The organism is Sphingomonas sp. CCH5-D11 (assembly GCF_001557395.1).
In the GTDB taxonomy this organism is placed as follows: Bacteria; Pseudomonadota; Alphaproteobacteria; order Sphingomonadales; family Sphingomonadaceae; genus Sphingomonas.
Genome location: NZ_LSKH01000023.1, coordinates 20,333 through 46,357 on the forward strand (window position 1 = coordinate 20,333; position 26,025 = coordinate 46,357).

22 protein-coding genes and 1 pseudogene are annotated in these 26,025 nt (G+C 63.7%); 12 read left to right on the top strand and 11 right to left on the bottom strand.

Annotated features, from left to right (window positions below):
- Positions 1 to 3,093 carry an efflux RND transporter permease subunit gene (locus AX702_RS01430; protein ID WP_066775431.1) on the bottom strand — a complete coding sequence of 1,031 codons (3,093 nt, stop codon included), beginning with the start codon at positions 3,091 to 3,093 and terminating at the stop codon, positions 1 to 3.
- Positions 3,090 to 4,205, bottom strand: a complete 1,116-nt coding sequence (locus AX702_RS01435; protein WP_082745914.1) for an efflux RND transporter periplasmic adaptor subunit — start codon at positions 4,203 to 4,205, stop codon at positions 3,090 to 3,092. The genes AX702_RS01430 and AX702_RS01435 overlap by 4 nt, the downstream gene beginning before the upstream one ends.
- Positions 4,206 to 4,490: 285 nt before the next feature.
- On the opposite strand from AX702_RS01435, the gene AX702_RS01440 reads away from it, so the two are divergent.
- Positions 4,491 to 6,002, top strand: coding sequence for an arylsulfatase (locus tag AX702_RS01440; RefSeq protein ID WP_066775432.1), 1,512 nt, complete (start codon positions 4,491 to 4,493; stop codon positions 6,000 to 6,002).
- Between the two features lie 146 nt (positions 6,003 to 6,148).
- Here AX702_RS01440 and AX702_RS01445 read toward each other — a convergent pair whose 3' ends face one another.
- Positions 6,149 to 6,604 carry a Rap1a/Tai family immunity protein gene (locus AX702_RS01445; protein WP_066775433.1) on the bottom strand — a complete coding sequence of 152 codons (456 nt, stop codon included), beginning with the start codon at positions 6,602 to 6,604 and terminating at the stop codon, positions 6,149 to 6,151.
- 433 nt (positions 6,605 to 7,037) lie between these two features.
- On the opposite strand from AX702_RS01445, the gene AX702_RS01450 reads away from it, so the two are divergent.
- Both AX702_RS01450 and AX702_RS01455 read left to right on the top strand, forming a co-directional pair.
- On the top strand, positions 7,038 to 8,069 hold the full coding sequence (locus tag AX702_RS01450) for a sensor histidine kinase (RefSeq protein ID WP_197420460.1): 1,032 nt from the start codon (positions 7,038 to 7,040) through the stop codon (positions 8,067 to 8,069).
- 289 nt (positions 8,070 to 8,358) lie between these two features.
- Positions 8,359 to 9,825 (top strand): arylsulfatase, encoded by a 1,467-nt coding sequence (locus AX702_RS01455; RefSeq protein ID WP_066775437.1) that lies wholly within the window; start codon positions 8,359 to 8,361, stop codon positions 9,823 to 9,825.
- Between the two features lie 95 nt (positions 9,826 to 9,920).
- On the opposite strand, the gene AX702_RS01460 is transcribed toward AX702_RS01455, so the two are convergent.
- Positions 9,921 to 10,565 (bottom strand): response regulator, encoded by a 645-nt coding sequence (locus tag AX702_RS01460; protein ID WP_066775438.1) that lies wholly within the window; start codon positions 10,563 to 10,565, stop codon positions 9,921 to 9,923.
- A 667-nt stretch (positions 10,566 to 11,232) separates the two neighbouring features.
- Here AX702_RS01460 and AX702_RS01465 point away from each other — a divergent pair.
- A complete protein-coding gene (locus AX702_RS01465; protein ID WP_066775440.1) occupies positions 11,233 to 12,180 on the top strand; it encodes a SphA family protein in 948 nt (315 codons plus the stop codon).
- Positions 12,181 to 12,187: 7 nt separating this feature from the next.
- Here AX702_RS01465 and AX702_RS01470 read toward each other — a convergent pair whose 3' ends face one another.
- The gene (locus AX702_RS01470) at positions 12,188 to 13,015 is read right to left on the bottom strand and encodes a bestrophin-like domain (protein ID WP_066775442.1); all 828 of its coding nucleotides are present in this window, start codon (positions 13,013 to 13,015) and stop codon (positions 12,188 to 12,190) included.
- A 239-nt stretch (positions 13,016 to 13,254) separates the two neighbouring features.
- Here AX702_RS01470 and AX702_RS01475 point away from each other — a divergent pair, with 239 nt between their 5' ends.
- A complete protein-coding gene (locus tag AX702_RS01475) occupies positions 13,255 to 14,091 on the top strand; it encodes an outer membrane beta-barrel protein (RefSeq protein ID WP_066775445.1) in 837 nt (278 codons plus the stop codon).
- A 2-nt stretch (positions 14,092 to 14,093) separates the two neighbouring features.
- Here AX702_RS01475 and AX702_RS01480 read toward each other — a convergent pair whose 3' ends face one another.
- The 3 genes from AX702_RS01480 to AX702_RS01490 all read right to left on the bottom strand — a co-directional run bounded on the left by AX702_RS01480 (position 14,094) and on the right by AX702_RS01490 (position 15,829).
- Entirely contained in the window at positions 14,094 to 15,011 is a 918-nt protein-coding gene (locus AX702_RS01480; RefSeq protein WP_066775471.1) for a formylglycine-generating enzyme family protein, read from the bottom strand.
- 75 nt (positions 15,012 to 15,086) lie between these two features.
- Positions 15,087 to 15,467, bottom strand: coding sequence for a YidH family protein (locus tag AX702_RS01485; protein ID WP_066775447.1), 381 nt, complete (start codon positions 15,465 to 15,467; stop codon positions 15,087 to 15,089).
- On the bottom strand, positions 15,464 to 15,829 hold the full coding sequence (locus AX702_RS01490; protein ID WP_066775449.1) for a DUF1622 domain-containing protein: 366 nt from the start codon (positions 15,827 to 15,829) through the stop codon (positions 15,464 to 15,466). Before AX702_RS01490 ends, AX702_RS01485 begins: the two co-directional genes overlap by 4 nt.
- Before the next feature lie 242 nt (positions 15,830 to 16,071).
- On the opposite strand from AX702_RS01490, the gene AX702_RS01495 reads away from it, so the two are divergent.
- Entirely contained in the window at positions 16,072 to 16,545 is a 474-nt protein-coding gene (locus AX702_RS01495; RefSeq protein ID WP_066775451.1) for a DUF202 domain-containing protein, read from the top strand.
- Between the two features lie 2 nt (positions 16,546 to 16,547).
- Here the strand turns inward: AX702_RS01495 and AX702_RS01500 are convergent, their stop codons facing one another.
- Positions 16,548 to 17,627, bottom strand: coding sequence for a BamA/TamA family outer membrane protein (locus AX702_RS01500; RefSeq protein WP_156455309.1), 1,080 nt, complete (start codon positions 17,625 to 17,627; stop codon positions 16,548 to 16,550).
- A 44-nt stretch (positions 17,628 to 17,671) separates the two neighbouring features.
- A complete protein-coding gene (locus AX702_RS01505) occupies positions 17,672 to 18,499 on the bottom strand; it encodes a hypothetical protein (RefSeq protein WP_066775454.1) in 828 nt (275 codons plus the stop codon).
- 247 nt (positions 18,500 to 18,746) lie between these two features.
- On the opposite strand from AX702_RS01505, the gene AX702_RS01510 reads away from it, so the two are divergent.
- From AX702_RS01510 to AX702_RS01525, 4 genes are all read left to right on the top strand, one after another.
- The gene (locus AX702_RS01510) at positions 18,747 to 19,559 is read left to right on the top strand and encodes a DUF2092 domain-containing protein (protein WP_156455310.1); all 813 of its coding nucleotides are present in this window, start codon (positions 18,747 to 18,749) and stop codon (positions 19,557 to 19,559) included.
- Complete coding sequence (locus AX702_RS01515; RefSeq protein WP_066775455.1) at positions 19,556 to 20,125, top strand: hypothetical protein; 570 nt, start codon at positions 19,556 to 19,558, stop codon at positions 20,123 to 20,125. The genes AX702_RS01510 and AX702_RS01515 overlap by 4 nt, the downstream gene beginning before the upstream one ends.
- A gap of 33 nt (positions 20,126 to 20,158) precedes the next feature.
- Positions 20,159 to 21,031, top strand: coding sequence for a hypothetical protein (locus tag AX702_RS01520; protein ID WP_066775457.1), 873 nt, complete (start codon positions 20,159 to 20,161; stop codon positions 21,029 to 21,031).
- Positions 21,032 to 21,196: 165 nt separating this feature from the next.
- Complete coding sequence (locus tag AX702_RS01525) at positions 21,197 to 22,384, top strand: CaiB/BaiF CoA transferase family protein (RefSeq protein ID WP_197420462.1); 1,188 nt, start codon at positions 21,197 to 21,199, stop codon at positions 22,382 to 22,384.
- A 57-nt stretch (positions 22,385 to 22,441) separates the two neighbouring features.
- Here AX702_RS01525 and AX702_RS01530 read toward each other — a convergent pair whose 3' ends face one another.
- Positions 22,442 to 24,625: a catalase gene (locus tag AX702_RS01530; protein WP_066775461.1), complete on the bottom strand. Its 2,184-nt coding sequence runs from the start codon at positions 24,623 to 24,625 to the stop codon at positions 22,442 to 22,444.
- A 162-nt stretch (positions 24,626 to 24,787) separates the two neighbouring features.
- Between AX702_RS01530 and AX702_RS21460 the strand changes: the two genes are divergently transcribed.
- Complete coding sequence (locus tag AX702_RS21460) at positions 24,788 to 25,816, top strand: glycosyltransferase (protein WP_231731685.1); 1,029 nt, start codon at positions 24,788 to 24,790, stop codon at positions 25,814 to 25,816.
- Positions 25,816 to 26,025 (top strand): annotated as a pseudogene (locus AX702_RS22760) (acyl-CoA dehydrogenase); the annotation flags it as partial. The gene AX702_RS21460 and the pseudogene AX702_RS22760, both read left to right, overlap by 1 nt.

Below are 26,025 nucleotides of genomic sequence, written 5' to 3' on the forward strand. Positions count from 1 at the left end.
CTATTCCGCGGGCATCTCCGCCGCGAGCCGGCGCGCGATGATGTGCGGTGACGCGGCGCGCCGGGCGAGCAGCCGGTAGAGCACGGGAATCAGGAACAGGGTGATGGCGGTCGCGATCGTCACCCCGGCGACGATCACCACGCCAATCGCCCCGCGCGCACCGGCGCCGGCCCCATGACTGAGCGCAAGCGGCACCGCGCCGAACACGGTGGCGATCGAGGTCATGAGGATTGGGCGCAAGCGGCGAATGGCAGCGTCACGCGTGGCGGCAACGAACTCCTGCCCCTCGTCGCGTAGCTGATTGGCATATTCGACGATCAGAATGCCGTTCTTGGCGGCGAGGCCGACCAGCATGACGATGCCGATCTGGCTGAACAGGTTGAGCGTGATGCCGGCGAGCCACAGGCCGATGATGCCACCCCCGGCGGCGAGCGGAACGGTGGCGATGATCACCGCGGGATGGACGAAGCTTTCGAACTGCGCGGCGAGCAGCAGATAGATGATCACCACGGTGATGCCGAAGACGACCCAGATGGCGTTGCCGGTCTGCTTGAGCGACTGGCTTTCGCCGCGATAGCCGATTGCCTGCACCTCGGGTGACTTGCGTGCCTCCTCCTCCAGAAAGGCCAGCGCCTTGCCCAGTGAGTAGCCGGGCGCGAGCCCGCCCTGCAGCGTGATCGCGCGCATCTTGTTGAACCGGCCAAGCTCACGCGCGGACGCCGCCTCGCGCACATGAACGAGGTTCGACAGGGGCACCAACTCGCCCGAGCGCGCGCGGACATAGACGCTGTCGAGGCGGGCTTCCTTGTCGCGATCCTCCGCGCCGGCCTGCACCATCACGCGGTATTCCTCGCCGCGGTCGACATAGGTGGAGACGCGGCGCGAGCCCATGACGGTCTGCAGCGCCTGGCTCACGTCATCAACCGAGACGCCGAGGTCGCCAGCCCGATTGGCATCCACGTCGATCAGCAACTGGGGCTTCGATTCGACGTAATCGGCGTCGAGATTGACCAGCCCCGGATTGTCGCGCGCGGCGGCAAGGATCCGGTCTCGGGCGCGGGCGAGATCGTCATAGGTCGCTCCCGCAATGACGAAGCCGACCGGCTGGCCACGACCGCGACCGAGCGAGGAGCGCACATTGGCGTTGCCGCGCACGCCAGGCACTTCCTGCAACGCGGCATTCACGACCCGCGCGACGTCTTTCGACTCTTCTGCGCGCTCTTCCCAGGGCTTGAGGAAGACGCTCATGCTGGACGCGTTGAAATCCTCCGCCATTCCATAAGCGAGCGGCAGGCGCGTGTTGAAGCCGCGGATCGGCCCATCCTCGGTCATGAGCGGCGCAACCTTGGCCTCGACCTGAGCGGCGTAGCGGTCGAGCTCGGCAAAGCTGGTGCCTTCCGGCGCATTGAGGCGCACTTCAAGCACGCCCGTGTCCTCCGGCGGGACCAGCTCGCCATCGATCTGAACGAACAGGAAGCCGCAGCCCAGGAGAAAGAGCGCAACACCGCCCAGAACGATGCGCGGCCGGGCAAGCGCATGATCGAGCAGCCGGCCATAGCCGTGTTCCAGCCGTCCGAACTGGTGGTCCACCCAGCGCGCCAGCCGCCCACCCTCCTCACGACGAAGGAGTTTCGACGACAGCATCGGCACGAGGCTGAGCGCGAGCACGCCCGACAGGGCAATCGCGGCGATCATCGCGACCGCCAGTTCGCGAAACAGCAGGCCGGTCTGACCGGCGATGAACATCACGGGGACGAACACCGCACAGACCACCGCCGTGGTCGCCACCACCGCAAACCCAACCTCGCGCGTGCCGCGATAGGCGGCGACCAGCGGGGTTTCGCCTTTGATGATGCGGTGATGGATGTTTTCCAGCACCACGATAGCGTCATCGACGACCAGGCCGATCGCCAGCACCAAGGCCAGCAGGGTGAGCAGGTTGATCGAATAGCCGAACACCCACAGGACCGCGAAGGTGCCAAGCAGGCAGATCGGCACGGTGATCGTGGGAATGATAGTCGCCCGTCCGCTACCCAGAAACAGATAGATCACGATCACGACCAGGATCACCGCCTCGCCAAGCGTGCGCCAAACCTCATGGATGGCGCGGTCGATGAACAGCGAATTGTCCGAGCCCAAAGTCATGGTGATGCCGGCGGGCAGATCCGGCTCGATCTGCTTCATCAGCGCCTTTACGCCATTGGCGACTTCCAGCGTGTTGGCGCCTGACTGACGCACGACGCCCAGGCCAAGCGCAGTCTGCTGACGAAAGCGGAAGGCGGTGTATGGATTTTCCGGGCCGCGCTCGACCCGCGCGACGTCGCCGAGCCGCACGAGATAGCCGTCGCCGCCCCGGCCGATGACCAGGCTGCGGAAGGATTCGGGGCTGGCGAAGGCGCGATCGACACGCAGCGAGACGTTCTGGGTCGAGGATTCGATGCGGCCGGCCGGCAGTTCGACATTCTGCCGTCGCAGCGCATCCTCCACATCGCGCGGCGTCAGCCGGTATGCGGCAAGCTTTCCGAGATCGAGCCACACGCGCATCGACGGGCGCGCCTGGCCAACGAACTGCACCTGCGCCACGCCGTCGATGGTGGAAAAGCGGTCGAGCAGGAACCGCTCCACATAGTCCGACAGCGCTACCTTATCCCAGGACGCGCCCTGCACGACGATGTACATGATGGGCTGGGCATCGGCGTCCACCTTGCGGACTTCGGGGGGCAACACCTCCTCCGGCAGATCGGCGAGCGCGCCGGACACCCGATCCCGAACATCATTCGCCGCCGCGTCCACATCGCGGCTGGGGCGAAACTCGATTGTGATGTCCGAACGCCCGTCGGTGGACCGTGAGGTGATCGTCTCGATCCCTTCGACGCCGGCCAACCGCCCCTCCAGCGGCTGTGTGACGCGGCTTTCGACCACCGCGGCGGCTGCGCCGACATAGCTGGTCTGCACCGAGACGACCGGGGGATCGGTCTCCGGGAACTCACGGACGGAGAGGTTGAGAAAAGCGACCACGCCGACGATCATGATCAGGATCGCGCCAACCGCCGCCACGACGGGTCGGCGGACGGAAAGGTCGGACAGCATCATCCGTGCTGACCCCGGCCAGCATCTCTACCCAGCGCCGCCCTGGTGCGCGGAGCCGGAGCGCCATCAACCTTTACCTTGATACCGTCGCTGACCTTCACCACGCCTTCCGTGATGACACGGGCGCCTGGTGCGATCCCGCGTACTTCGATCACACCGCCGTCGCGCGCGCCGGTGGTCACCTTGGTGCGATGCGCCACATCCTTGCCGTCGACGACATAGACGTAGCGTTCCGCACCCTCGCCGAGTACCGCCAGCTCCGGAATGGCCGCGGCATCACGCTCGCCGGTGAGCACCCGTACCGTCAGCAGCATGCCTGGCTTCAGCCTGTTGCCGGGATTGGGCAGGATCGCCCTGATACTGGCGGCGCGCGTGTTGGGATCGATCACCGGATCGATTGAACTGACCTGACCGCGGAACGGCACGTCCGGATAGGCGGCGGCATGAGCGACGACCGGCTCCCCGATCCGCATATGGGCGAGCGCGGTCTCGGGCACGGTGAAGTCGAGCTTGATCCGCGAAATGTCGCTGATCGTCGCGATCGGCGTACCGGCGGAAATGATCGTTCCGCGCGATATCGCGCGCTGGGAAGCGTAACCGGAAAATGGCGCCCGGACGATGCGGTCGGTGATCTGGGCGCGGGCGGTATCCGCCTCGGCGCGGGCCTGTTGCGCCAAGGCGCGCTGCTGATCGAGCGTTGCCGGAGTGACGAAGCCGCGCTCGTTGAGCGCGCTCATGCGGCCGAGCTGCGCCTTTGCCTGCTGCTCCGCCGCGACGGCACCGGCAAGGGCGGCACGCTCCTGCGCCTGCGCCAGTGTGGCGATCACCTGCCCGCGCCGCACGAAGCCGCCGTCGGTGAAGCTGACCTGCTCGATCCGCTCGGTGACCGGGGACGACAGCGTAACCTGCTCGTTGGCGCGCGCCGTTCCGACCGCTTCGACCTGATCCGCAAAATGGTGAATGGCGGGCGGCTCGGCACGCACCAGCGGGGCGGCCTTGGCCTTGCCCGACGGTGCCTCGCCGCCGCCGCATGCCGCCAAGGGCGCAAGCATGATGGCGAGCGCCAGCAGTCGCCCCCGCGTGCCTGAAGTGAAATGAAAGTCTCGGCCGGCCATTGTTTTATCCAGCACTATTCGGATGCGGCGACCCTCACCGCCTTGTTCGCAACAGACCACAGCTTCGTGCTGCACCGCAACGGGCAAGCCCGACTAAAAAGCATCGGTCGGGCAGAACCAAGGGTTATGCCCGAGCCAGGGCGAGCGTAGCTTCGGGGCCCATGATCGTCATCCCGCGAAGTCCGGGTTTGTTCGGAGCGAGGATGAGGCGGCTGCGCCGTACGATCGGTTCGAGCGAGCGCGCCAATTCTGGCGTGGCGCCAGCCCAGAGCCGGAGACGCTTTCATGAGCAAGCCCAACATTCTCGTGATCTTCAGTGACGATGTCGGACCACAGAACCTGAGCTGCTTCAGCCACGGCCTGTTGGGCTACAAGACCCCGAACCTGGATCGGATCGCCAAGGAAGGCGGGATGTTCACCGATTATTATGCGGAGAACAGCTGCACCGCAGGGCGAGCGGCCTTCATTACCGGGCAAGCACCGGTGCGTACCGGGCTGTCCAAGGTAGGTCTGCCCGGATCGAAGCTGGGGCTATCGGACAAGGATGCCACCCTTGCGGAACTGCTGAAGCCGCATGGCTATAAGTGCGGTCAGTTTGGCAAGAACCATCTTGGCGACCGCAACGAATTCCTGCCGACGGCGCATGGCTTCGATGAGTTCTACGGCAATCTGTATCACCTGAATGCGCACGTTGAGCCTTACAACGAGGATTATCCCAAAGATCCGGCGTTCAAGGAGCGTTATGCACCGCGCGACGTGGTTCACAGCTGGGCCACCGCTGAGGAGCAGGAAGGCGAGGATCCGCGCTTCGGCAAGCCCGGGAAGCAGAAGATCGAGGAAATCGGCCCGCTCGATCTCGATCGCATCCCGATCATCGATGAGGAGTATCTTGAACAAAGCCTGCGCTTCATTCGCGAGCAGCATGAAGCCGGAACGCCGTTCTTCTGCTGGCACAACGCCAGCCGCATGCACTTTCCGACCATGTTGAAGGAGGAATCACGCGGCGTAACCGGGCAGGGCATTTTCGCCGATGGAATGGTGGAGCATGATGGCCATGTGGGGCAGTTGCTCGATCTACTCGACGAACTCGGCATCGCCGAGGATACGATCGTCGTCTATGCGTCGGACAACGGGCCCATGTTCCTCAACTGGCCCGATGGCGGCACGACCGCTTTTCGCAGTGAGAAGAACACCAATTGGGAGGGCGCCTGGCGTGTGCCGGCGCTGGTCCGCTGGACGGGGACGATCCCGGCCGGCAGCGTGTTCAACGACCTCGTTTCCCACACCGATTGGGTGCCGACGCTGTACGCTGCCGTGACGGGCGACACCGACCTCCAGGCGAAGCTGCGCGACGGCATGGAGGTCGGCGAGAAGAGCTTCAAGATTCACCTCGATGGCGTGAATATCCTGCCCTATCTGAAGGGCGAAAGCGAAGCTTCGGGACGCAAATCCTTCTTCTACTTCGGTGACAGCGGCGAGCTTCTGAATGTCCGCTATGGTGACTGGAAGTGTGTGTTTGCCGAACAGCGCGGCAAGCAGTGGATGATCTGGCGCGAACCGTTCACCCCGATGCGCGCGCCCAAGCTCTATAACTTGCGACGAGACCCATTCGAGCGCGGGTTCGAGGAATCGGTTGTGTATGAAACCTGGTTTCAGGAGCGGCAGTTCATTCTCGTGCCGATCTCGGAGTTCGTGGTGAAGATGCTTGCCACGTTCGAAGAGTTCCCGCCGCGCTTCAAGGCACCGAGCTATTCGCTGTCCAACGCGCTCGAGATGATCGAGACCGCGCAGGGCTGATAAAAAGCGAGCGGCGCCGGACAGGCGCAACAGGCCAGCCCCAGTTCCCGCTCCTGAATGAGTCGGCACTGGGGCTGTGCCTTGCCTGTCGGACGAGCGTGTCGACGATTGCGGCTATTGGGCGGCGGCGGTCTGGCGACGTGTGGTCACGGCGTCGCTCGTCGCCCGGCATGTTTCTGCACGCTGGCAATCAAGGCAGTGGGGGCGCGTTCGCCCTCGCCATCAGCCTCCGGCATGGCACAAGGGAAGTGGATCTCCAGTACGTTCAACAACGTGAGACTCGCGTCGTCGCCTTCTTGCTCCGGATGTTCAGTCGCGAAGTCGAGGAACATGGATTTCAGTTCAGCCACCAACAGCTTCTCAGGCGGGCAAAATGTCGGCTCTGCGTCGCTGGCGATCAATTGACCCATGATCAACCCTTCCACGGCGCCGGACAGAAATCCGGAACATGCGTGATCCACCGCAATCTCCGAATTGTCACACACGTCTCTTAATTCAGCGGTGGAGATGCGAGACTCGGTGAGTTGCGCCGCGGCGGGTGCGTGCATGGAGAGGACAACCGGCATCAGGATCGGGCCGATCCAGTGGCGGCAGGTGCCCATCAGCTCTCTCCCTCGTTTGCAAGCAATCGCGTTGGTTAACGTTGAAGATGCAGGTTGCAGCGGATGCTGCCCATAAGGGTAAATCACGATATCGGCTTCGAAGCAGAGCAAAGTGCTAGCCGTCCGGGCTTATTAAAAAGATATGTGGTGAACAACCAAACAGGAAGTTGCTCGCGTCAGGGTTTCGCCGGATGCCAATGCGGGCAACTTTACCTATAAGTGCACGTCCAAGTGGGCGTAAGCCATCTCGCCCCCTTGGATATGGCAGGGGGTATTAACCATGTTATTTGGGGTACGCTCAGAAATCACGTCCGCGCCCGAGCCGTCAGGCGCCGCCAATGTCCAGAATTTGTCTTCTCGTTATGGATCGGAGGAAAGCGCGCTGGGCAGTGCGGTGCGCGCACTTATCGATGGGTTGCCGGGCCCTATCGCCGTGACCAGCGCTGATTGGCGTATCCTGATCGCCAATCGGGCCTGGATCGATCGCGCCGAGGAAGAGCAGAGATGTGCGCTGCTGTCGATCGGCCACAATTTCAGGTTCTACTGGCTCTGGCTGCAGATGACGGGACTGGCCGGCGCGCAGGACGCCATCGATCAGCTCGACCAGTTTACCGCCGGGGGCGGCCTGCAGGCTCAGGTTCATGGTCGTGAAGACGAACAGCAACGCTTCTGCCTCAGCCGCTTCGACTTTCTGGGTGGCCGCTACACGATCGTGGCGCGCTCCAACGCAGGGGAGATCGAACGATTGCGGCGGCAGAACCGCGCGCTGAACGTCAGCCTGATGAAGGCGGAGACTCGGCTGGTCCAGGTGCATGAGGACGAGCGCGTTCGCCTTGCGCGTGACCTGCACGACACGGCTGCTCAGCATCTTATCGGCATGAACCTGATGCTGGGGAAGATGAAGGTGATGGCGACGGATGTGGTGAGCGCGAAGGCGGTCGCCGATCTGTCGGAATTGCTCGGCCAGTTCCACAAGGATTTGCGGGGGCTCACATACCTGCTTCATCCCCCGCAGATCGGAGAGCATGGCCTCCACGGTGCGATTGCGCGACTGTGTGACGGGTTCGCTCAACGGACCGGCCTCAGCATCGACGCGCGCATCTATGGCGAGGATCGGCGGCGAAACTCGCCTGCGGAGGGTGCGGCATATCGCATCGTCCAGGAAGCGCTCAGCAACGTGCATCGCCATGCCCGCGCGTCCAGGGTGCGTGTCCGGGTGAGTGACCGGCCGGATGCGCTCTACGTTTCGGTTCTTGACGACGGACGCGGGCTGGGTTGGCGCGGATCCAACGATGCGGGCTCCGACGTCGTGGTCGGTGTCGGGATCGCAGGCATGATCGGACGTGCCGCGGAACTGGGCGGCATGCTTCGGCTACAGGCGCAAAAGGGCCGCAACGGCACGGCGGTGGTCGCATGCCTGCCGCGCGATGGCGGCGGACGGTCCTTCATCCCGCCGGTCATGTAGGAGTCGATCCTGCTATCCTGATCCGCTCTTCCGGCGCGGGCGGTAGCCCGGCCGAGGTGCGGAAGTGTGCGCCTGGCGGCAAGCAATCCCGACTTGCCAATCCGACCATAGGTGGGCGGCGCGTGAAGCGCTGGCCGCAGGTTTCCTCTCGCGCGGTGATGGGGGTTCTTCTGATCCGAAGATGGGGTTGGCCCCGATGAAGCGCCGCTGACACCCGCTTTAGAGTGTCGATGGCAGCGGGCGCGCCGGCACAAGCGAAGTTGCCCATCCTTAACGGCTGGAGCTTTAAATGGCCGAGCAGAAGAAGCCGAACATCCTCATCATCTGGGGCGACGATGTCGGCATGTGGAACATCAGTGCCTATCACCGGGGCATGATGGGCGGCTCGACTCCGAACATCGACCGCATCGCCAAAAAGGGCATGATCTTCATGGATCACTATGCCCAGGCGTCGTGCACCGCGGGACGCGCAGCTTTCATCACCGGCCAGTATCCCGTCCGGGTGGGGCTGAGCACCGTTGGCCTCGCCGGCGCGCCGCAGGGCATGCAGAAGGAGGATCCGACCATCGCTGAACTGCTAAAGCCGCATGGTTATGCGACGGGTCAGTTCGGCAAGAACCATCTGGGGGATCGCGACGAGCATCTTCCCACCGCCCATGGTTTCGACGAATTCTTCGGCATCCTCTATCACCTGAACGCAGGCGAATATGCCGAGGAATATGACTATCCCAAGGATCCCGAGGTGGCGAAGCAGTTCGCCTGGCGCGGTGCGATCCATAGCTGGGCTGACGGCAAGGGCGGCCAGAAGATCGAAGACAAGGGGCCATTCGGCCGCGAGCGGCAGCGCACCATGGACAATGAATTTATGGTCGAATCCAAGCGCTTCATTCGCGAGGCTGTAGAGGCCGGGAAGCCGTTCTTCGTGTGGCACAACACGACGCGGATGCATTACCGCACGAACTTGCCACCGGAATATGACGGCGTGACCGGCTATGGCATTTATGCCGACGGCATGAAGCAGATGGACGACCATGTCGGCGAACTGCTCGACCTGCTTGAAGAGCTTGGCATCGCCGACAACACGATGGTGATGTTCTCCACCGACAATGGCGCTGCATCCAACAGCTGGCCGGACGGTGGCAACCAGCCGTTTCGCGGCGAAAAGGGCGTCGGCGGCTTCGAGGGTGGCTTTCGCGTGCCCTGCGCCGTCCGCTGGCCAGGTCGGATTCCGGAAGGCGTGAGCACGGGCGAGTTCATGGCGATGGAGGATTGGATGCCGACGATCCTCTCCGCGCTGGGTGAGCCTGATCTGAAAGAGGAACTGCTGAAGGGCAAGAAGGTCGGGGACATGACCTACAAGGTCCATCTCGACGGCTACGACCAGACCGAACTGCTGAGCGGCAAAGGGCCGACCAAGCGCAAGGACTTCTATTACTTCACCGAATCCACGCTGCACGGCCTACGGTACGGCGATTGGAAGTTCCTGTTCAAAACACAGGATCGCTGGTTCAACGGGATACAGGAAAACCTGAACACGCCGCTCATCACCAATCTGAAGCTCGATCCGTTCGAACGCTTCCATGACGCGCGTGGCTTCGACGAGTGGCAGGAGAACCGCTCCTGGACGCTCGGCCCCGCGAAGATGCAGGTCGCGAAGTTCATGCAGTCGTTGAAGGAATATCCCCCAAGGATCGAGAGCATGAACTTCGATCTGGACGCAATGGTGTCAAAGGCATCGGAAGCGCAGTCGCGATAGACCTTGCGACGCTAAACGACTGGCTCCGCGGGCTGCCCCGCGGAGCCATTTTTCTGAGCCTGCCGTAAATCGCGCCGAGCGACGCAAGGAGCCGCTCAGGCCTCCACGATGTTGTTGCGCACCGCATAGCGGACCAATTCTGCTGTCGTACGGAGCTTCAGCTTGTGCATGACCGCCGCGCGATGCGTCTCCACCGTCTTGACGCTGATGCCAAGCGAATGGGCGATCTCCTTGTTGATCAACCCTTCGGCGATGAGTTGCACGACCTCGCGCTCGCGATGCGTAAGCGTCGCCTGGGTTGCGGGGGATGAGGCAAGGAAGCGCTCCAGCAGCGTTTCGGAAATCACCCCGGAGAAATAAGGCCGGTTGATCGACAGCGCGTCAACGGCGGCAAGCAAATGACGTTCGGTATCGGACTTCAGCACATAGCCGCGCGCGCCGGCCCGAAGCACTTCCAGCACCAGCTCCTCACGGTCGTGCATCGTGTAGATCAGCACCTCGACGCGCGGCACCTCCCGCTTGATCGCGCGGGTGAGATCAAGGCCATTCAGTTCGGGAAGCGAATAGTCCAGGATCGCGATGTCCGGCCGCGTGCTGATCGCCTCCTGAAGCGCATCCCGCCCGTTCGTGGCTTCCGCGACGATGTGCAGGTTGGGCCGCGTTTCGAGTAGCGTCCGAACGCCGCGGCGAACCACATCATGATCATCGGCGATCAGGACACGGCGTGTGTGACTACTCATTTGTGCCTCGCAACGTCGCTGTTGTGATCACGATAGGCTCCATCCTTAGCAAGGCATCCTTCGGGTACGCGACGTAAATGGCAGGTCCTGGCGCTATCATGCCGGCATTGTTCTTCTTGTCGATAGTGCAATCGCCGGAGCCTGCGTGCCTCTGAACTTGAGAAGTTGGTTAACGTGTTGGAAGAAAACGTTTGGACAGGCTTGCTGTATTTGCCGTTGCTACGTTGAGGGCGCGGCGGAGGTGCTGTCCAAAAACTCCGCCGCGCCCCGCCAAACGGTTCGACGGCAGAGAGGGGGGATCCCTGAAGCCCATCGAGCCGCGGCGTTCGTGAAGCATCCGGTGAGTCACCGGGCACCTCTTCATCCATGCGCTACAAGCCCTTGGTCGCACGCCCGGCCGGCACATCCTATCGGGATTAGACATGACAGACCGGGTCTGTCGTTCCCCAGTTTGCGGCGACAAATGATGGCAGGGCGTTGCCGGGGAGTGGCGGGTACACCAGGCGGGCGCCGCCGCAGAAAACGTGAGAGGTGCCTGCGGCGCGCCCAACTGGCTTACCCCGTCATTTGACCCCGAAAAGCGCAGGAAAGTCCCGATGCACAGCACGTCCGAGGCGGATCATTCTCCTTCGGCCGCACCGTCCGCGGCGGAGTTCGGGAGCAAGTCATGGCGAATCTGAAATCCCTGGAGCGTCTCGCCATTGCCGGTCTGTGCGCTACCGCGGTGCTGTCGTCGCCTGCGCTGGCAGAGGAGGGCGGTGGCAGCGTGTATGTTCCCGGCACGTTCAACGACTTTGCAGCGGGCGTGATCGGACCTCCCGGCGTCTATCTTCGCAACGACCTCACGATCTACGACGCGAGCATCGATGCGCGGCCTCTTGGCGGACGTGTTGACGCCGGCATCGACGAGGTGCTGGTGCTCAACCTGGTCAAGCTGGCATGGGTGGCCGAAGGCAAATTGCTGGGAGGAACGCCAAATCTGGCGGTGGTGATCCCGATCATCCCCCACGTTGATGCCGACGCGAGGGTCCGCGGGCCCGGATTTGCCCGCTTCGGCTCCGGCGGCACGCGCGGGTTTGGCGACATCTTCATCCTGCCGGCGATCAACTGGGCTTCGGAGCGGCACAATTTTCAGATCGGCATCGGCATCAGCGCGCCGGCAGGCCGCTATTCGGTGGATCGCGCGGTGAACCTGGGCCGCAATTACTGGGCGATCGATCCTCAGGTCACCTATACCTTCCTTGATCCCAAGACGGGGTTTGACCTGTCGGCCACCGCCGGCGTGCTGATCAATGACAGAAACAAGGCCAGCGACTATCGCTCAGGCAGCGCGGTTCATGTCGACGCGACCCTGGCGAAGCACTTCGCATCGGTGGTGGCATTGGGCGTGACCGGCTATTGGTATCAGCAAATTGACGATGACGAGGGATTTCTGCCGCCGTTCCTTCCCGAGGGCTTTCGGGGAAGCGCGGCCGGCATCGGACCGGCGATCTCGGGCACGGTGACGTCGGGCAAGTCGACCTTCAGCGTGACCGGCAAATGGCTACACGACGTGGAAACCACCAACCGGCTGCGCGGCGACACGATCATGGTGAGCGTGGCCACCAAATTATAGCCGGTGATCAACGAAGGGCAGGCGCCGACCGGAAGGATGCGGGAGCGTTGGTACGCATCATGGCAAGCACATCCTCGATCGGCGCCTGTTGCTCACGAATGCTGCCTCCCGTCGGCCGATCGATATCGATGATCAGTTGATAGGCGAGGGCGAACAAGGCGAGCAACACGGTCGGGGCTGGCTTCCAGCCTGAACGCGTGCCCACAAAGCCAAGGATGAAGGCGCTGATCATCATGTAGAGCAGCAGCGTCCCCATGACGCGAGGTGGAACGTGTGCCCGGCGTGCCGCGACGCGGGCAGCACCAGCATCGATGGTGGCATTCATCGATTCGATCAGCGGGCGGGAGATCGTGCTGTTTTCGACCGGGCGGACAGCTTCGATCGTGCCACGCCAGAGCTGGATCTGTGCCCGGTCTGTCGCGGCCATCAGACCATTCTGGGTGGCCGGATCTTCGGCACGGGCCAAAGCCAGGCGGTTCGCGGCATAATCCTGCAACAGCGCGCTCAACCTGGATCGAGATGGCTCCTCGAGCATCTGGGCGCGCAGATACGATGTGCCGATCGCGTTCGCTTCCTCCAGCGTCAATGCGCGGCGATGATCATAACGGTCGATCGCCAGGCTGAAGGTGAAGCCGAGCAGGAGCGCCATGAGACCGAACGCGCCGGAAACGATATATCCCTCGTCGCTTGTGCCGGTGGCGGGATTGCCACTGCGGCGCCGCGCGCGCCGTTCCGCCACACTGCCAAGATGCATGGCGGCGACCAGAACGGCGACGACCAGAATAGTGACAAGCAGCTGGGGCGCCCGGAGCAGGAACCATTCCACAAGATGCATCGGCACGCTCCCTTGTTGGGAACCGTGCTGACCCGGCAGCGATGTCGCGACAACCGGGGTAAACCCGCATTCGGAAGGAGATACTTCCGGTGGCGGCGGAGGACTTTTGTAAGTTCGTGTGGAATCGAGCAGTTCAATGATCGGTCAGGAATGTTCCCCCCGACCCACTCGGGGGAATCCCTATCGTCGCGCTCGGCGGGGGAGCGCAGATTGCGGATGCTTTCGCAACAGGGGGCCACATGAGCGACAGACTGAAGCGGGTGAGGTTCGCGACGCTGGCGATGGTGACCCTGGCCGCACCGGGATCGGCGATGGCGCAAGGCATCGACGACAAATATTGGGTGGAGCTGGGCGGGTACCTTCCGAAGGTCGATTCCCAGGTTCGCGTCGCAACGGCTGCCGGGCCGAACCTGGCGACCACGATCGATCTTGAAGCCGATCTCGATCTCGATAGTCGCGAGCTGCTGCCACAGGTGAACGCCGGCGTACGCCTGGGCGATGGCGGGTGGTCCCTCGACGCCGAATATTACGCGCTGCGTCGGGAGGCTACCGCCTCGATCAGACGAGAGATTGTGTTCGATGACGCGACCTATCCCGTGGGCGTCAGCGTTCGCAGCAACTTCGATTCGAGCATCTACCGCGCCACGGTGGGCTATGCCTTTGTTCGCTCGCCGAACACCCGCATTGGTGCGGCGATCGGGCTGCATGCGACCGACTTCGAAGTGGGGCTGTCCGGCGAAGCGCGGCTCGGCGAGCTCACGACCCAAGCTGTTGCCCGCCGCCGCACGTTTCTGGCGCCCTTGCCTACGGTCGGAGTTTTCGTCCGCCAGCAAATCCTGGCCGACGTGACGGTGTCGGCGCGCGCCGACTATCTCTCCCTGAAGATAGACGATTATTCCGGCCGGCTGCTCAATGCGCAGGCGTCGGTCGTCTGGCAGTTCGCGCGGAACTTGGGGCTTGGCGCGATGTACCGTCACGTCGATTATCGCGTGGACGTGGAAAAGGAGCGCTGGAACGGACGGTTGAAGTATCGCTTCAGCGGGCCGGCATTGTTCGTCCGGGTGGGCTTTCCCTGAACTCAGGCGTCGCGGACGACACAGCGGAAGCCGACATGGCTGGTCGATGTGTCGATCGGTTGCGCGTGGCGTGCCGCCGGCCGATAGCGCTGGCAGTAATTGGGCGCGCACAGGTGAGAGCCGCCCTTCAGCACCTTTCGCGGTATCGTGATGGCAGGCAACGCAGGGTCGAAGCTCCGCTCCCGTTCGGCGCCGAGCGGATTACGCACCGCGCAGCACGGCCGGTCGGCATTCACATGATGGCGCGCGGCGTAATAGTCCTGCGTCCACTCCCAGACGTTGCCGATCATGTCGAACACGCCATAGCCGTTGGGCGGGAACGTCCCGACAGGAGAGGTGCGGGCGTAGCCATCCGTCAGCAGGTTTTCGTTCGGGAAGGCGCCCTGCCAGGTATTTGCCATCGGCTTTCCGCCCGGCATCAGTTCGTCACCCCAGGCATATTCCTTGCCCTCCAGCCCACCGCGCGCTGCATATTCCCATTCGGCTTCGGTCGGCAGGCTCTTACCCGCCCATACGGCGTAGGCTTCGGCATCGGCATAAGCGACATGGATGACCGGGTAATCGTCCATCCCGTCGATCGAGGATCGGGGGCCAAGAGGATGTTTCCAATCGGCATCAAGGCAGTAAGTCCACCATTGCGAGATGTCGGCGTGATTGGTGACCCGGTGGCGCGGCGGCTGGAAGACCAGCGAGGCCGGACGCAGCAGCGCCGGATCAGCCCCGGGGTAGTCGCGCGGATCGGGCGCGATCTCCGCGCTCGTGACATGCCCGGTGGCCTCCACAAAGGCACGAAACTGCCGATTGGTGACCGGCCGCGCATCAATCCAGAAGCTGTCGACCGCAACGGGGTGGGCTGGTGCCTCCTCGGGATAATGGTCGTTCGAGCCCATGGTGAAGCGGCCGCCGGGCACATGAACCATCTGCGCCTTGTCGACGGGCTCTTCGACCGACGGGGAAATTTTCATCGAAGGAACGGTCACCAAAGGATCCTTTGCTCAGACGAGTTTGCCGGCAATGGCAATAAACAGTGCAAGCCCCGCGACCGACATGATGAGCGCCAAGAGCAGCACCGGCCGGCGCACGCGGAATTCCTCAATACGCTGCAATTCCTTCAGCGTGGCCCAATAGCCGATCGTGCCGAAGATGATGGCGGTCGTCCCGGTGCCGGCGAGGAACAGGCCGACGACCTGTGCGGTCATCGCCGCCCTGGGTGCGTCCGGCCCGGCGATGCCCTGCAGAAATTTGTAGATGGTGAAGCCGAAGCTGAGCATCGACAGCGAGGTCCGGATCCACGCCATAAGCGTGCGATCGGCAGCCAGGATCGTGCGGGTCTCACCCAAATCGCTGGGAAGAAAGGCCGGTCTGGTCCGGGTCACTTTGCCTCCGTCGGTTCGGGCACCGGTTCAGGACTGGAAAATTCGTGAATGTCGCGGCCGAGGAAAAAGCCCAGTCCCGTGCGGATCGCGGCGATAGCCGCGAGTTGCCCGATATCGTCCCACGTCGGCGCGATGGCCGTTTGAACGATATCGGCACCCAGCGCGAATTCGAGCGCAATCAGAATGGCCGCTGCGAAATCGACCCAGATCCGCCGCACGGCTCGGATGGTAAGCTGTGACTGCGCGGCGCGGGCAACCAGAAGAGCGAACGCCCGCGCGCTGCCCAGAAGGACGACGAGCACGACCGCAAGCTCCAATAGCAGCGCCACATGTTCCGCAACGATCTTGAGCGTGGACTCCACTATTCGTCACTCCGCGGGGCCTGCGATCATCTTGATCGCGTGACGATATGCAAGGCTATCGGCGTTTTTCCCGACGAACGGCGGCGCGAACCCCTAAATCGACGCTGGCGGAGGTACGGCACGTTCAATCGCCCCGGCTTCATGCCTGAGGCATCAGGGTTTGTCGCGTGTGCCCTCCAGATTTCCCCTGGTGGCGGATCGGGGAGGGCGGGCTAGCTTGAGCCAAGCAGCCGGAGCGAACCATGGCGGGACCAGAGATCGACACCACCGGAGAATTGATCGGCGGCAGCGCATCCACCGAACTATCCTCGAACCGCACGGCCATGTCGTTCGCGCGTAGCCAGATGTCCGGCGACCGGACGCTTATGTCGGTGATCCGCACCGCGCTGTCGCTGATCGGCTTCGGCTTCACCATCTATCAGTTCTTCAAGACGGTACAGCCGGACATCTCGCCGGGGAAGCTGCCACCGGAGGCGCCGCTGCGCTTCGGTTTGTCGTTGATCGTTCTTGGCGTGCTGTTGTTGATCCTGGGCATCATCGGGCACTGGCGGCTGATCCGTTCGTTTCGTGCACGCCGCAACCGATTGTATTCGCTGCAACTCATTCATCACCAGCCAGATCACCATATCTCGGCAGTATGGCTGATCGCGGTGTTGCTGCTGGTGATCGGCGTGGTCGCCATCTTGCGCATCGCCTTCGGGGTCGGGCCCTTCTAGGCTCAGAATGCCTCGCCAACCGCGAAGTAGATTGCATGCGAGTTCTTTCCAAAGGCGAGGTCAACGCGCGCATTGATGCCATATTGCTTCGACAGTTGATATCGCAGCCCGACGCCGCCGGCTGGGAGCAGCGTGGTATCGCCGACCCGACCCAGTGACGGCGCGATCCCGCCGATCCCGGCAAAGGCCACGCCGCCGATCCGCCGCCACAGGTGCTGCCGCAATTCCACCTGGGCCGCCCATGACGCGCGGTCGCGATATTGGCCGTTCAGATATCCCCGAAGATCATTGGACTGGCCGTAGTTGCACAGGTCGTAGTAAGGCGCCTCGCGGCCGGCGGCGCAGACCGAAACTCGGCCAGCCAGGCCTGTTCGATCGTTCAGGGCTCGATAGAGGTTTGCCGATGCCGTTGCGGCACTGTGGCCGAAATCGCTGCCGAGGAACGGCAGGCCTAGCATCCAGTGCGCCTCGACCAGAAGTCCGTTGCGTGGATTGAAGGGGGCATCCGTGCGGTCAAGAATGATCGAGGGACCAGCAGAGACGATCGTTGAGCGAAGCTCCACAGGGGGAATGTCGATCGCCGACGACCCGTCGGGGTCAGTCCTGATCCGGGTCTTCACATTCTGAACACGGAAGCGAACGCCGGCGTAGAAGTTGTGGCCGACGCGCGCCAATCCCTCGACTCGCCCACCCAGCACATCCTGTTGGATGTTGATGGCCAGCCCGCGATCCCCGGCGTCTGCGCCTACGCCGTAGAAGCGCAGCGGCAGCGAGGCGTAGCCGCCAAGCACCGAAAAGCGGAAACGATCCTGATCAAGCGCCATGCTGTGAAAGCCCGCAATCGCGCGATCGTCATTCGACGTGTACATGGCGCCAGCGCCAGTAATCCAGGGCTTGCCGGCATTTTTGGGCTCGTAGATCCTGACGATCGCAACCGCGAGGCCGGTGCCAAGCGTGGGATTGGAAAGGGGTATCGGCAGGATCAGCTGCTCGGTTGCCGCGCTTGCGGCCTCAGCCTGCTCCTTCAGTTCCTCGACCGGCGTCCCACTGTCCTGCGCCGATGCCGCATGCGACGTTGCCATGAGCGAACACACGGCAAGCGTGGTCAGGCGCGACGCCCAGGTCACTAGAACAGGAACCCGACGCGCGCCTCAATCTTCCAGTCATATGGGGCGTCACGGTCGCCAATCATCTTTGCCGACCCTTCCAGCGAGGTGATGATCTGGCCTCCCCACAACTTTCCGACCGCCGCGTTGAAGGGCAGGAAGAAGCTGTCCTTGATGAAATCGTAGCGGATTTCGGTGCTGGGGAAGAGGGTGACAAAGGCCGCATCCTTCAGCGCAATATTGAGGGTCGGGCCGAACTGCAGGTTGCTGACATTTGCGCGGTCATCATCGCCGGCGAAGCTGAAATCCCAGCGCGCTGCGGCCACGAAGAAGCTGCCGGGCGAGATGGAGTTCATCGCCCAGCGATAGCCAGCGAGAGGAACCATCCTCCACTTGCCACCGCCGAACCCCACTTCCCCGGCGGTGGGCACGATCAACTGGCTGCCGACGCCAAAAGCTTCGTTGCGGTTGACGGGGTGGATATACAGCGCTTGGACCAGGACATCGCCAAAGCCGATGTCGTTCTTGCCGGTGGGGTTGTCGCGCGTCACGAAATCGTTGGCGACGAACGGCAGGTCCATGCGCAGCGCGAGCTGGTCGCCGTTGGCGAGCGGAACGGGGCGGTCGTGCCGCAGGATGAAGGTCTGCGTACCTGAGCCGTCTTCACCCTCCTCATAGCCGGTACGCAGGTCGATCCGCTTGACCGGGTCGGTCACGTCCTGACCGGTATTTGGCCCCTCCACACCTGAGGTGTCGGCCGGCCCACTTTCCTGCGCATGTGCGGGAAGGCTCAACAGGAGAGCCGACAGGCCGAATATCGCATCGCGAGCAACAGGATGGGCGCGCATGTCCGGTCTCCTTGGATCCGCCAGCAGCTTACGAGCCTGCACCGTGCCGGCGGGATCAGGGGAATCCATCACGTTGAACAGGAGCAATACCGACGACGGGTGGAGGTACCGGCGCCGCTATTGTGAGCCCCGCCACCGGGCGCTGGATGTAAGCACAGCACAGTTTTCGGGATTCATCCCGATAGAGGCCGCCTACCGTTCGTGAAGAATGGGCCTGAACCTCGGATCATCATCGACGGAGCAGGCCATGAACTTCAACCGGCATATCAGACGATCATGCGCGATCGTGTTGCTTGCTGTCGCGGCCCAGACGTCCGCCCAGACGGGTACGGCTCCGGCTCCGGCTCCGGCTCCGGGGGCAGGTACGGCTACGGTGATCGAGCCGGAAGCCCTGGAAGCGATGGATCGCATGAGCGCGGCCTTGCGTGCCATGCCAAAGCTCCGCTTCGACGCGGACACGACCATGGAGGAGGTGCTCGAAACCGGCCAGAAGCTGCAGTTTGGCGGCAAGCTGGAGATGGCGGCACGCAAGCCCAACGGGTTCAAGATCATCGCCGCGGCCGACACCGTTCACCGGGAATTCTACTACAACGGCCGGACGTTCGCGATGTATGCTCCGCGCTATCGCTATTACGCCGAGGTGCCGGCGCCGCCGTCGATCGGGCAAACCATCGACAAGGCGAAAACGGAATATGGCATCGAGCTTCCGCTGGTGGACCTGTTCCTCTGGGACAGCGATCAGACGATCCGATCGCGCATCCGCTCAGCCTTTGCGCTCCGCCCCGAGACGATCGAGGGGCGCAGCTGCTTTCACTATGCCTTTCGGCAGGAGAAGGTGGACTGGCAGATCTGGATCGAGGAGGGCGAGCGCGCGCTGCCCTGCAAGATGATCGTCACCAACACCGAAGATTCGTCGCTGCCGCAATATGTGGCGGTGCTGCATTGGCGTGACGCCAGCACGCTGGGAGATGGCGACTTCACCTTCACCCCACCGGCGGATGCGCGGCGGATCGACATGCCCGGCGTGGCGCGGGCGTCCGCTCAGGGAGAGACGAAATGATGCGGCGGTCAACGGGCATCTCCGGCCTGGCAGTAGCGGTCTTGGCAGCCGCACCGGTCGTGGCCGAGCAGACGGTGGTTGCGGCACCTGCTACCATGACCGTGGAAGCTGGTCTCGTGGCGGCGCAGGGGCATCCTGGTGGCGGGCATCGCCCCGGCGGACGGCCCGGCGGCGGACATGCCCGGCCATCACGCCCCGGCGGCGGACAGCATTCGCGTCCACCGTCCCGGCCGAACAACCGCCCTCCGGTGCGTGGCCATTCCCACACAAACATCAATCATCACAACAATGTGAACGTGAACGTCCACCACGATTACCATCACTCCCACTACGACCACCACCACGACTGGGATGACGATTGGGACGACCACTGGCATCCGCTGCGCACGGCCACCACGGTGGCGCTGACCGCGGCCGTGGTCGGGTCGATCGTGCGCAGCCTACCGCCTGATTGCAGCACCATGGTCGTCAACGGCATCAGCTACTCGCAGTGCGGGAACACCTGGTACCAGCCGCAATATGCCGGTTCCTCGGTGCAGTATGTGGTGGTCAATCCACCCCGCTGAGCGGGGCCTTCTTCAAGCAAGCGGGAGCCTGGGATGACGCTGCTTCAGTCATTGAACCTCGTCCTGATGATCAGCATCGTCTTGTCCGTGTTTTCGCTGGCGATGCGGGCGCGGATGCACGACCTGACCTACCTCCTCACGCATTGGCGGCTTGGGCTGGGCGCCATCCTGTCGATGTACGTCGTCGTCCCGGCTGCAGCGATCGCGATGTGCCTGATCTTCACCTTCCGGCCGCCAGTGGAGATCGCGTTGGTCGGCATCGCCTTCTCTCCAATGCCCCCGGTGCTGCCAGGCACACAGCTGAAGGCGGGAGGCAGGCCCTCCTATGTCGCCGGGTTGATTGTTCTCACCACAATCGCCGCCGTGGTCGCTGCGCCGCTCGGTGTCGCTGTGGCCGGGGGAATATTCGGGCTCGACGTGGGCGTGGCGCCGGCGCGCGTCGCGACGCTGGTCGGCATCACGGTTGGTTTTCCGCTGGTGGCGGGGCTGATCGTGGCCTGGCTGGCGGGAAGCCATTCCGACCGGATCGCAGCGGGAACTGGTGTTCTCGGCCATGGCCTTCTGGCGATCGCAATGCTCGGTATCCTCATCTTGCTGGCACCGGCGATCTGGGCTGTCATCGGCGATGGAACGATCCTGGCGCTGGTTGCACTCGCCGCGATCGGGTTCGGCGCAGGATATCTGCTCGGCGGACCGGATGTGCATGACAAGGCGGCGCTCTCGCTGGCGTCGGCGACGCGCCATCCGGGCGTTGCCATCGCAATCGCGACGGCCAACTTCCCGGACGAGAAGCTGGCGCCCGCGGCGATCGCGCTTGGGCTGGTGATTTCGACGCTGCTTGGCATGCCCTATATAAAGATGCTGGCGCGTCGGCCGGATAGCACCATCGGCTCGCAGCCGGCGTAGCCGGCGCTTTCAAAAGACTGCGTTCAAGATCCTTCTCCGCCTTTTGGCAAGGCTGGCGCCGGCCGTCCCGAATGCCCTAGGAAGAGCATATCGGAGAACATGCTCACGTGCGCGGATGAGAACCGGCGAAAAACGGCCGCGCGTGGCGCAACAGGGAGAGGGATGATGGCGGAGGGGGCAGGCCCGCTTGCGGGCATACGGGTGATCGACATGACTCAGTTCGTGCTCGGCCCCTATGCGACGCAGATGCTGGGCGACCTGGGCGCGGAGGTCATCAAGATCGAGACGCCCAGCGGCGACCGGCAGCGCCGCGAGATGGGCCGGATCGCGCCAGCCCAGGACGTGTCCGCGCTGTTCCTGCAGCTGAACCGGAACAAGCAGTCCGTGGCCCTGGACCTCAAGGTGGATCACGACCGCGAGCAGCTGCGCGCGCTGATCGGAACGGCGGACGTGTTCGTGCACAACATGCGTCCGGAGGCGGTTCAGCGCCTTGGCTTTGACTATGAGGCCGTCCGGGCGATCCGCCCCGATATCGTTTATGGCTGGGCATGTGGTTTCGGCGACGGCGGTGAATATGCCGGCCGGCAGGCATTTGACGATCTGATCCAGGGTGCGGCGGCGGCGACGGCGCTGCTGCCGCTCTATGACGGGAACCCCGAACCCAGGCCGCTTCCGACCTTTATGGCCGACAAGGTTTGCGGCCTGATGCTTCTCATCGGCATTCAGGCGGCATTGGTGCACCGGGCGAGGACGGGAGAGGGGCAGGAGGTAAAGGTGCCGATGCTGGAGTCCTTTGCCGGCTTCCTGCTGGTCGAGCATCTTCACGGCCACAGTTACGATCCGCCGCGCGGCAAGTTCGGCCATCCGGGCGCGCTGACGCCGTTTCGCAAAGCGCTGAGAACAAGTGACGGTTACATGATGGTTCTGGCGCAGGACGTTGAGGCATCCAATCGGTATCTGGGGCTGGGCGGCATTGACGGGGCGGAGGTCGAGCGCCGCTATGCGGAGGAGGTGGACGGGCGCGGGCGAGTCAACGCCTATCACCGGATGCTGGCGGAAGTGGCGCTGACGCGGACCACGGCGGAATGGATGGCGCTCGGCACCGAGCACAGCATCCCCATCATCCGCGTCAACGATCTGCCGGGCGTCCTGACCGACCCGCACCTCAGCGAAGTGGGATTCTTCACCCCGCGGAAGATCGATGACGAGGTTGGCAGCTATCTCGCCATGGCGCCAGGCATCAGCTTTTCGGCCACGCCCATGTCGATTACGCGCGATCCTCCCCGACTGGGGCAGCATACCGCGGACGTGCTGCGCGCGCTAAAGGCAGGGCCGGCGACGGCGTCAGAATAGCGGCAGAAGAGGGGGCGGCGATCCGCTGCCGCCCCCCTCCGCCGCTTCAACAGCGTATCAGGGCTTCGCCTTCAGCGCCGCGGCGTCGAGATCAACCTCGAGCTCGCGCGGCCAGAACCGCAATTCGCGACACTTGGCGACGAAAGCTTTGGTATCCTTGGCGCCGGTCAGGGCGATGAAGCCATCGTCACGCCCAGGCAGCCCGGCCGCGTCGAACAACTGCCCTGCGGCCGCACTGTGGCCGATGAACTTGCAGTGCGCGAAGGCGTCCGCCACGAAATCCTTCGCCGTTGCATCCTTGGCCAGCATGGCCGCGCCATCTTCCGAAGGGAGCACGGCCACGGCATCGTACAGGACCGAGGGACCGCCATCGATCTTCTGCTTGGCGGCGACCTTCGTGCCATCGTCCAGCGTGACGCCGCCGATCTTGGGCGCGACCACCTCCCACATCGCGCCTTCCGCCTCGAGCGACTTGGTCAGCGCATTGAACAGATCGGCGCTGGAGCCGTCGGTCAGCAGCACGCCCATCTTGCGGCCCTTGAAGTCCTCCGGGCCGTTCGCCAGGATGCTGAGCGCTGCCGATGGCGGCAGATCGAGCGTTGGCTTGGCTGCCTGCGCCGGTTCCGGCAGCTCGAGCCCGAGCCCGTCGGCAACGGTGGCGGCCAGCCCCTCATCGATCAGCCGAAGATGCGAGACGGCACGGGCGCGGATGTCGACGCGTTCGACCTTGGACAGCTCGAACACCAGGGCATCGCCCAGGTGCTTCTGTTCAATCGGCTGCTGACTGATGAAGAACTGCCGCGCCTGGCTGTAATGATCCGCGAAGGTTTCGGAGCGGATGCGCTGTTTCGTTCCCTGCACCTCTGCCGGGAAGCTGCGATAGCCGATCTCCGGGTTCTCACGCGGGCCGCCATCCGGGCCCCAGCTGTTCGGCTCATAATTGGCGCGCCCCTTGGGATTGCGCATCGCCATATGGCCGTCCTGCTGGAAGTTCATCACCGGGCAGCGCGGTGCATTCACCGGAATATGGGTGAAGTTCGGGCTGCCAAGCCGCTTCAGCTGGGTATCGAGATAGGAGAAGTTGCGACCGTGAAGCAGCGGATCATCCGAGAAGTCGATGCCGGGCACGACATTCTGGGTGCAGAATGCCACCTGTTCGGTGCTGGCGAAGAAATTGTCGACGTTCCGATTCAGCGTCAGCGTGCCGATGATGCGCACCGGCACATCCTCTTCGGGGATCAGCTTGGTCGCATCCAGGTGATCGAACGGCAGCTTGTCCGCCGTCTCCTGATCGAACAGCTGGACGCCAAGATCCCATTGCGGGAAATCGCCGGACTCGATCGCCTGCCAGAGATCGCGGCGGTGGAAATCGGGATCCGCGCCGTTGATCTTGACCGCTTCATTCCACAGCACGGATTGCAGGCCTTGGCGCGGCTTCCAGTGAAACTTGACGAAGGTTGATTTGCCTTCGGCGTTGACCAGCCGGAAGCTGTGTACGCCGAACCCCTCAATCGTGCGGAACGAGCGCGGGATCGTCCGGTCGGACATCTGCCACATGACCATGTGCCATGCCTCCGGGCTGAGGCTGGCGAAATCCCAGTAATTGTCGTGCGCTGACTGGGCCTGCGGGAAGGCGCGATCGGGCTCCTGCTTCACCGCATGGACGAGATCCGGGAACTTGATCGGATCCTGGATGAAGAACACCGGGATGTTGTTGCCGACGATATCCCAATTACCCTCCCGGGTGTAGAATTTGACGGCAAAGCCACGGACGTCGCGGGCGAGGTCCATCGAGCCCTTGTTGCCGGCGACGGTCGAGAAGCGAACGAAGACTTCGGTCTGCTGGCCGACATTGCTCAGCACATCGGCGCGCGTGAATTCGGCAAGGCTCTCGGTCAGCTCGAACACGCCGTGGGCGCCATAGCCGCGGGCGTGAACGACACGTTCGGGGATCCGCTCATGATCGAAGTGGAAGATCTTCTCGCGGAGGATGAAATCCTCCAGCAGCGTCGGCCCGCGCGGACCGGCACGCAGGCTGTTTTGATCATCGGCAACGGGAACGCCCTGCTGGGTCGTCAAGGTTTGCGCAGCATCGCTAGTGGTCTGGTGAGTTTCGCCGCCATGTCCCTGCGGTCCCTTGTAGCTCGTTGGCAGGTCGGCGCCTGCGGGTACGGGCGACGTCTTCGCGGGCGATCCCCCCGGCATCTTGCTCTTGTCGCCTGTGCTGTTCTTCTTCGCCATGCCGATCCCTTTCGTATCCGGTGGTTTTCGACGTAACGCGCGGCGGCGCACATGGATCGCGGGCAAGTTGCTTGATCTTGATCAACCAGCCGCGGATAGCGAACGCCTTCCGGGACGTTAGGATGGCCAGACGCGTACGGGAGAACGGACCTGCCTGAAGCCTTGCCCGCCATCATATGCGTTCCCGCGCGGAACGAGGAAGACGCGCTCCCGACACTTATCGCGGCTCTTTGTAATCTGGCGGTCCCTCCGATGGAGCTGGACGTTTGCATCTACCTGGACCGGTGCACCGACGGCAGTGCTGCGCTGCTGGCCGACAAGGCGGCCAAGCTCCCGTTTCGCCTGATGGTCGAGCATGGCGGCGCGAGCGTGAAGGCGAATGCCGGTGCGGCCCGGCGTGCGGCCTTTGCGATGGGCCTCGGCATGCTGGGCGGGCGAGAGGGGCTGATCTTCACGACGGACGCGGACAGTGCACCCGAGCGCGACTGGATCGCGGCTGGACAACGGGCGCTGGCGCAGGCCGATGTGGTGGCAGGGCGGATCATGCGCGTCGATGCGATGCGCGATACCGAGCAGTCGCGCCTCGAACATTATTACGACCGCCTTCACCGCTATCGACGCGTGATCGATCCCGTCCCATGGGAAGCGCGTGACACCCATCATTTCAGCGGCGGCGCCAACATGGCGGTGCGCGCCTCCGCCTATCGCGCGAGCGGCGGGTTCCAGCCGCTCGCCAGTGGAGAGGATGCGACGCTGCTCGATGATGCGGCGCGCGCCGGATTTCGCGTCCGCCGCGATGCCGCGATGGTGGTGGAAACCTCCTCCCGCCGGATCGGGCGCGTCGCCGAGGGGCTCGCCGGGACGTTGCGCGCGCTCGATGCCGGGCGGCAGGTGCGGGTGGCGAACCCGCGCGGCGCGGCCTGGCAGTGGCAGGCGCAGGCGACGGCGCGGCGCAGCTTCCCGGCGATCGACGAGGCCGAGGTGCGTGTCGCGCTGGGCGACCTGCTGGGCCTGACGGCGGATCATGTGCTCGGCGTCGCACGGGACTGTCCCAACGCGGAAGCCTTCGCGATGCGCATCGTGCCGGCGCCGCGATGCCATGGCGACACGATCATGCTGGCGGAAGCGGAGGATTTGCTGGCGGCAATGGAGGGGGCGGTGGAAGGCGAATGGCGCGAGATTGCGGCTTGATGAGCGTCGCGGCTGGCTTGCGGGACGCGATCGCCGAGCAGGATTGGGCGCGACAGCCTCCACGTGACCCCGAGAATGGCGACGATTATGTCGCGCTGCTGCGCGCGCTATACGAGACCGGCCGGCGCGATCTCCCGCTCGGCCGGCTGCTGGAGGGGCATGTGGACGCCGTGCAGATCGTGCAGCGTTATGGTTCGGCGGGACAGGTC

Coding starts and splice junctions, on each gene's coding strand:
- AX702_RS01430 (WP_066775431.1), bottom strand. CDS start 3,093: ATGATGCTGTCCGACCTTTCCGTCCGCCGACCCGTCGTGGCGGCGGTT.
- AX702_RS01435 (WP_082745914.1), bottom strand. CDS start 4,205: ATGGCCGGCCGAGACTTTCATTTCACTTCAGGCACGCGGGGGCGACTG.
- AX702_RS01440 (WP_066775432.1), top strand. CDS start 4,491: ATGAGCAAGCCCAACATTCTCGTGATCTTCAGTGACGATGTCGGACCA.
- AX702_RS01445 (WP_066775433.1), bottom strand. CDS start 6,604: ATGGGCACCTGCCGCCACTGGATCGGCCCGATCCTGATGCCGGTTGTC.
- AX702_RS01455 (WP_066775437.1), top strand. CDS start 8,359: ATGGCCGAGCAGAAGAAGCCGAACATCCTCATCATCTGGGGCGACGAT.
- AX702_RS01460 (WP_066775438.1), bottom strand. CDS start 10,565: ATGAGTAGTCACACACGCCGTGTCCTGATCGCCGATGATCATGATGTG.
- AX702_RS01465 (WP_066775440.1), top strand. CDS start 11,233: ATGGCGAATCTGAAATCCCTGGAGCGTCTCGCCATTGCCGGTCTGTGC.
- AX702_RS01470 (WP_066775442.1), bottom strand. CDS start 13,015: ATGCATCTTGTGGAATGGTTCCTGCTCCGGGCGCCCCAGCTGCTTGTC.
- AX702_RS01475 (WP_066775445.1), top strand. CDS start 13,255: ATGAGCGACAGACTGAAGCGGGTGAGGTTCGCGACGCTGGCGATGGTG.
- AX702_RS01480 (WP_066775471.1), bottom strand. CDS start 15,011: ATGGTTCATGTGCCCGGCGGCCGCTTCACCATGGGCTCGAACGACCAT.
- AX702_RS01495 (WP_066775451.1), top strand. CDS start 16,072: ATGGCGGGACCAGAGATCGACACCACCGGAGAATTGATCGGCGGCAGC.
- AX702_RS01500 (WP_156455309.1), bottom strand. CDS start 17,627: ATGGCAACGTCGCATGCGGCATCGGCGCAGGACAGTGGGACGCCGGTC.
- AX702_RS01505 (WP_066775454.1), bottom strand. CDS start 18,499: ATGCGCGCCCATCCTGTTGCTCGCGATGCGATATTCGGCCTGTCGGCT.
- AX702_RS01510 (WP_156455310.1), top strand. CDS start 18,747: ATGAACTTCAACCGGCATATCAGACGATCATGCGCGATCGTGTTGCTT.
- AX702_RS01515 (WP_066775455.1), top strand. CDS start 19,556: ATGATGCGGCGGTCAACGGGCATCTCCGGCCTGGCAGTAGCGGTCTTG.
- AX702_RS01520 (WP_066775457.1), top strand. CDS start 20,159: ATGACGCTGCTTCAGTCATTGAACCTCGTCCTGATGATCAGCATCGTC.
- AX702_RS01525 (WP_197420462.1), top strand. CDS start 21,197: ATGGCGGAGGGGGCAGGCCCGCTTGCGGGCATACGGGTGATCGACATG.
- AX702_RS01530 (WP_066775461.1), bottom strand. CDS start 24,625: ATGGCGAAGAAGAACAGCACAGGCGACAAGAGCAAGATGCCGGGGGGA.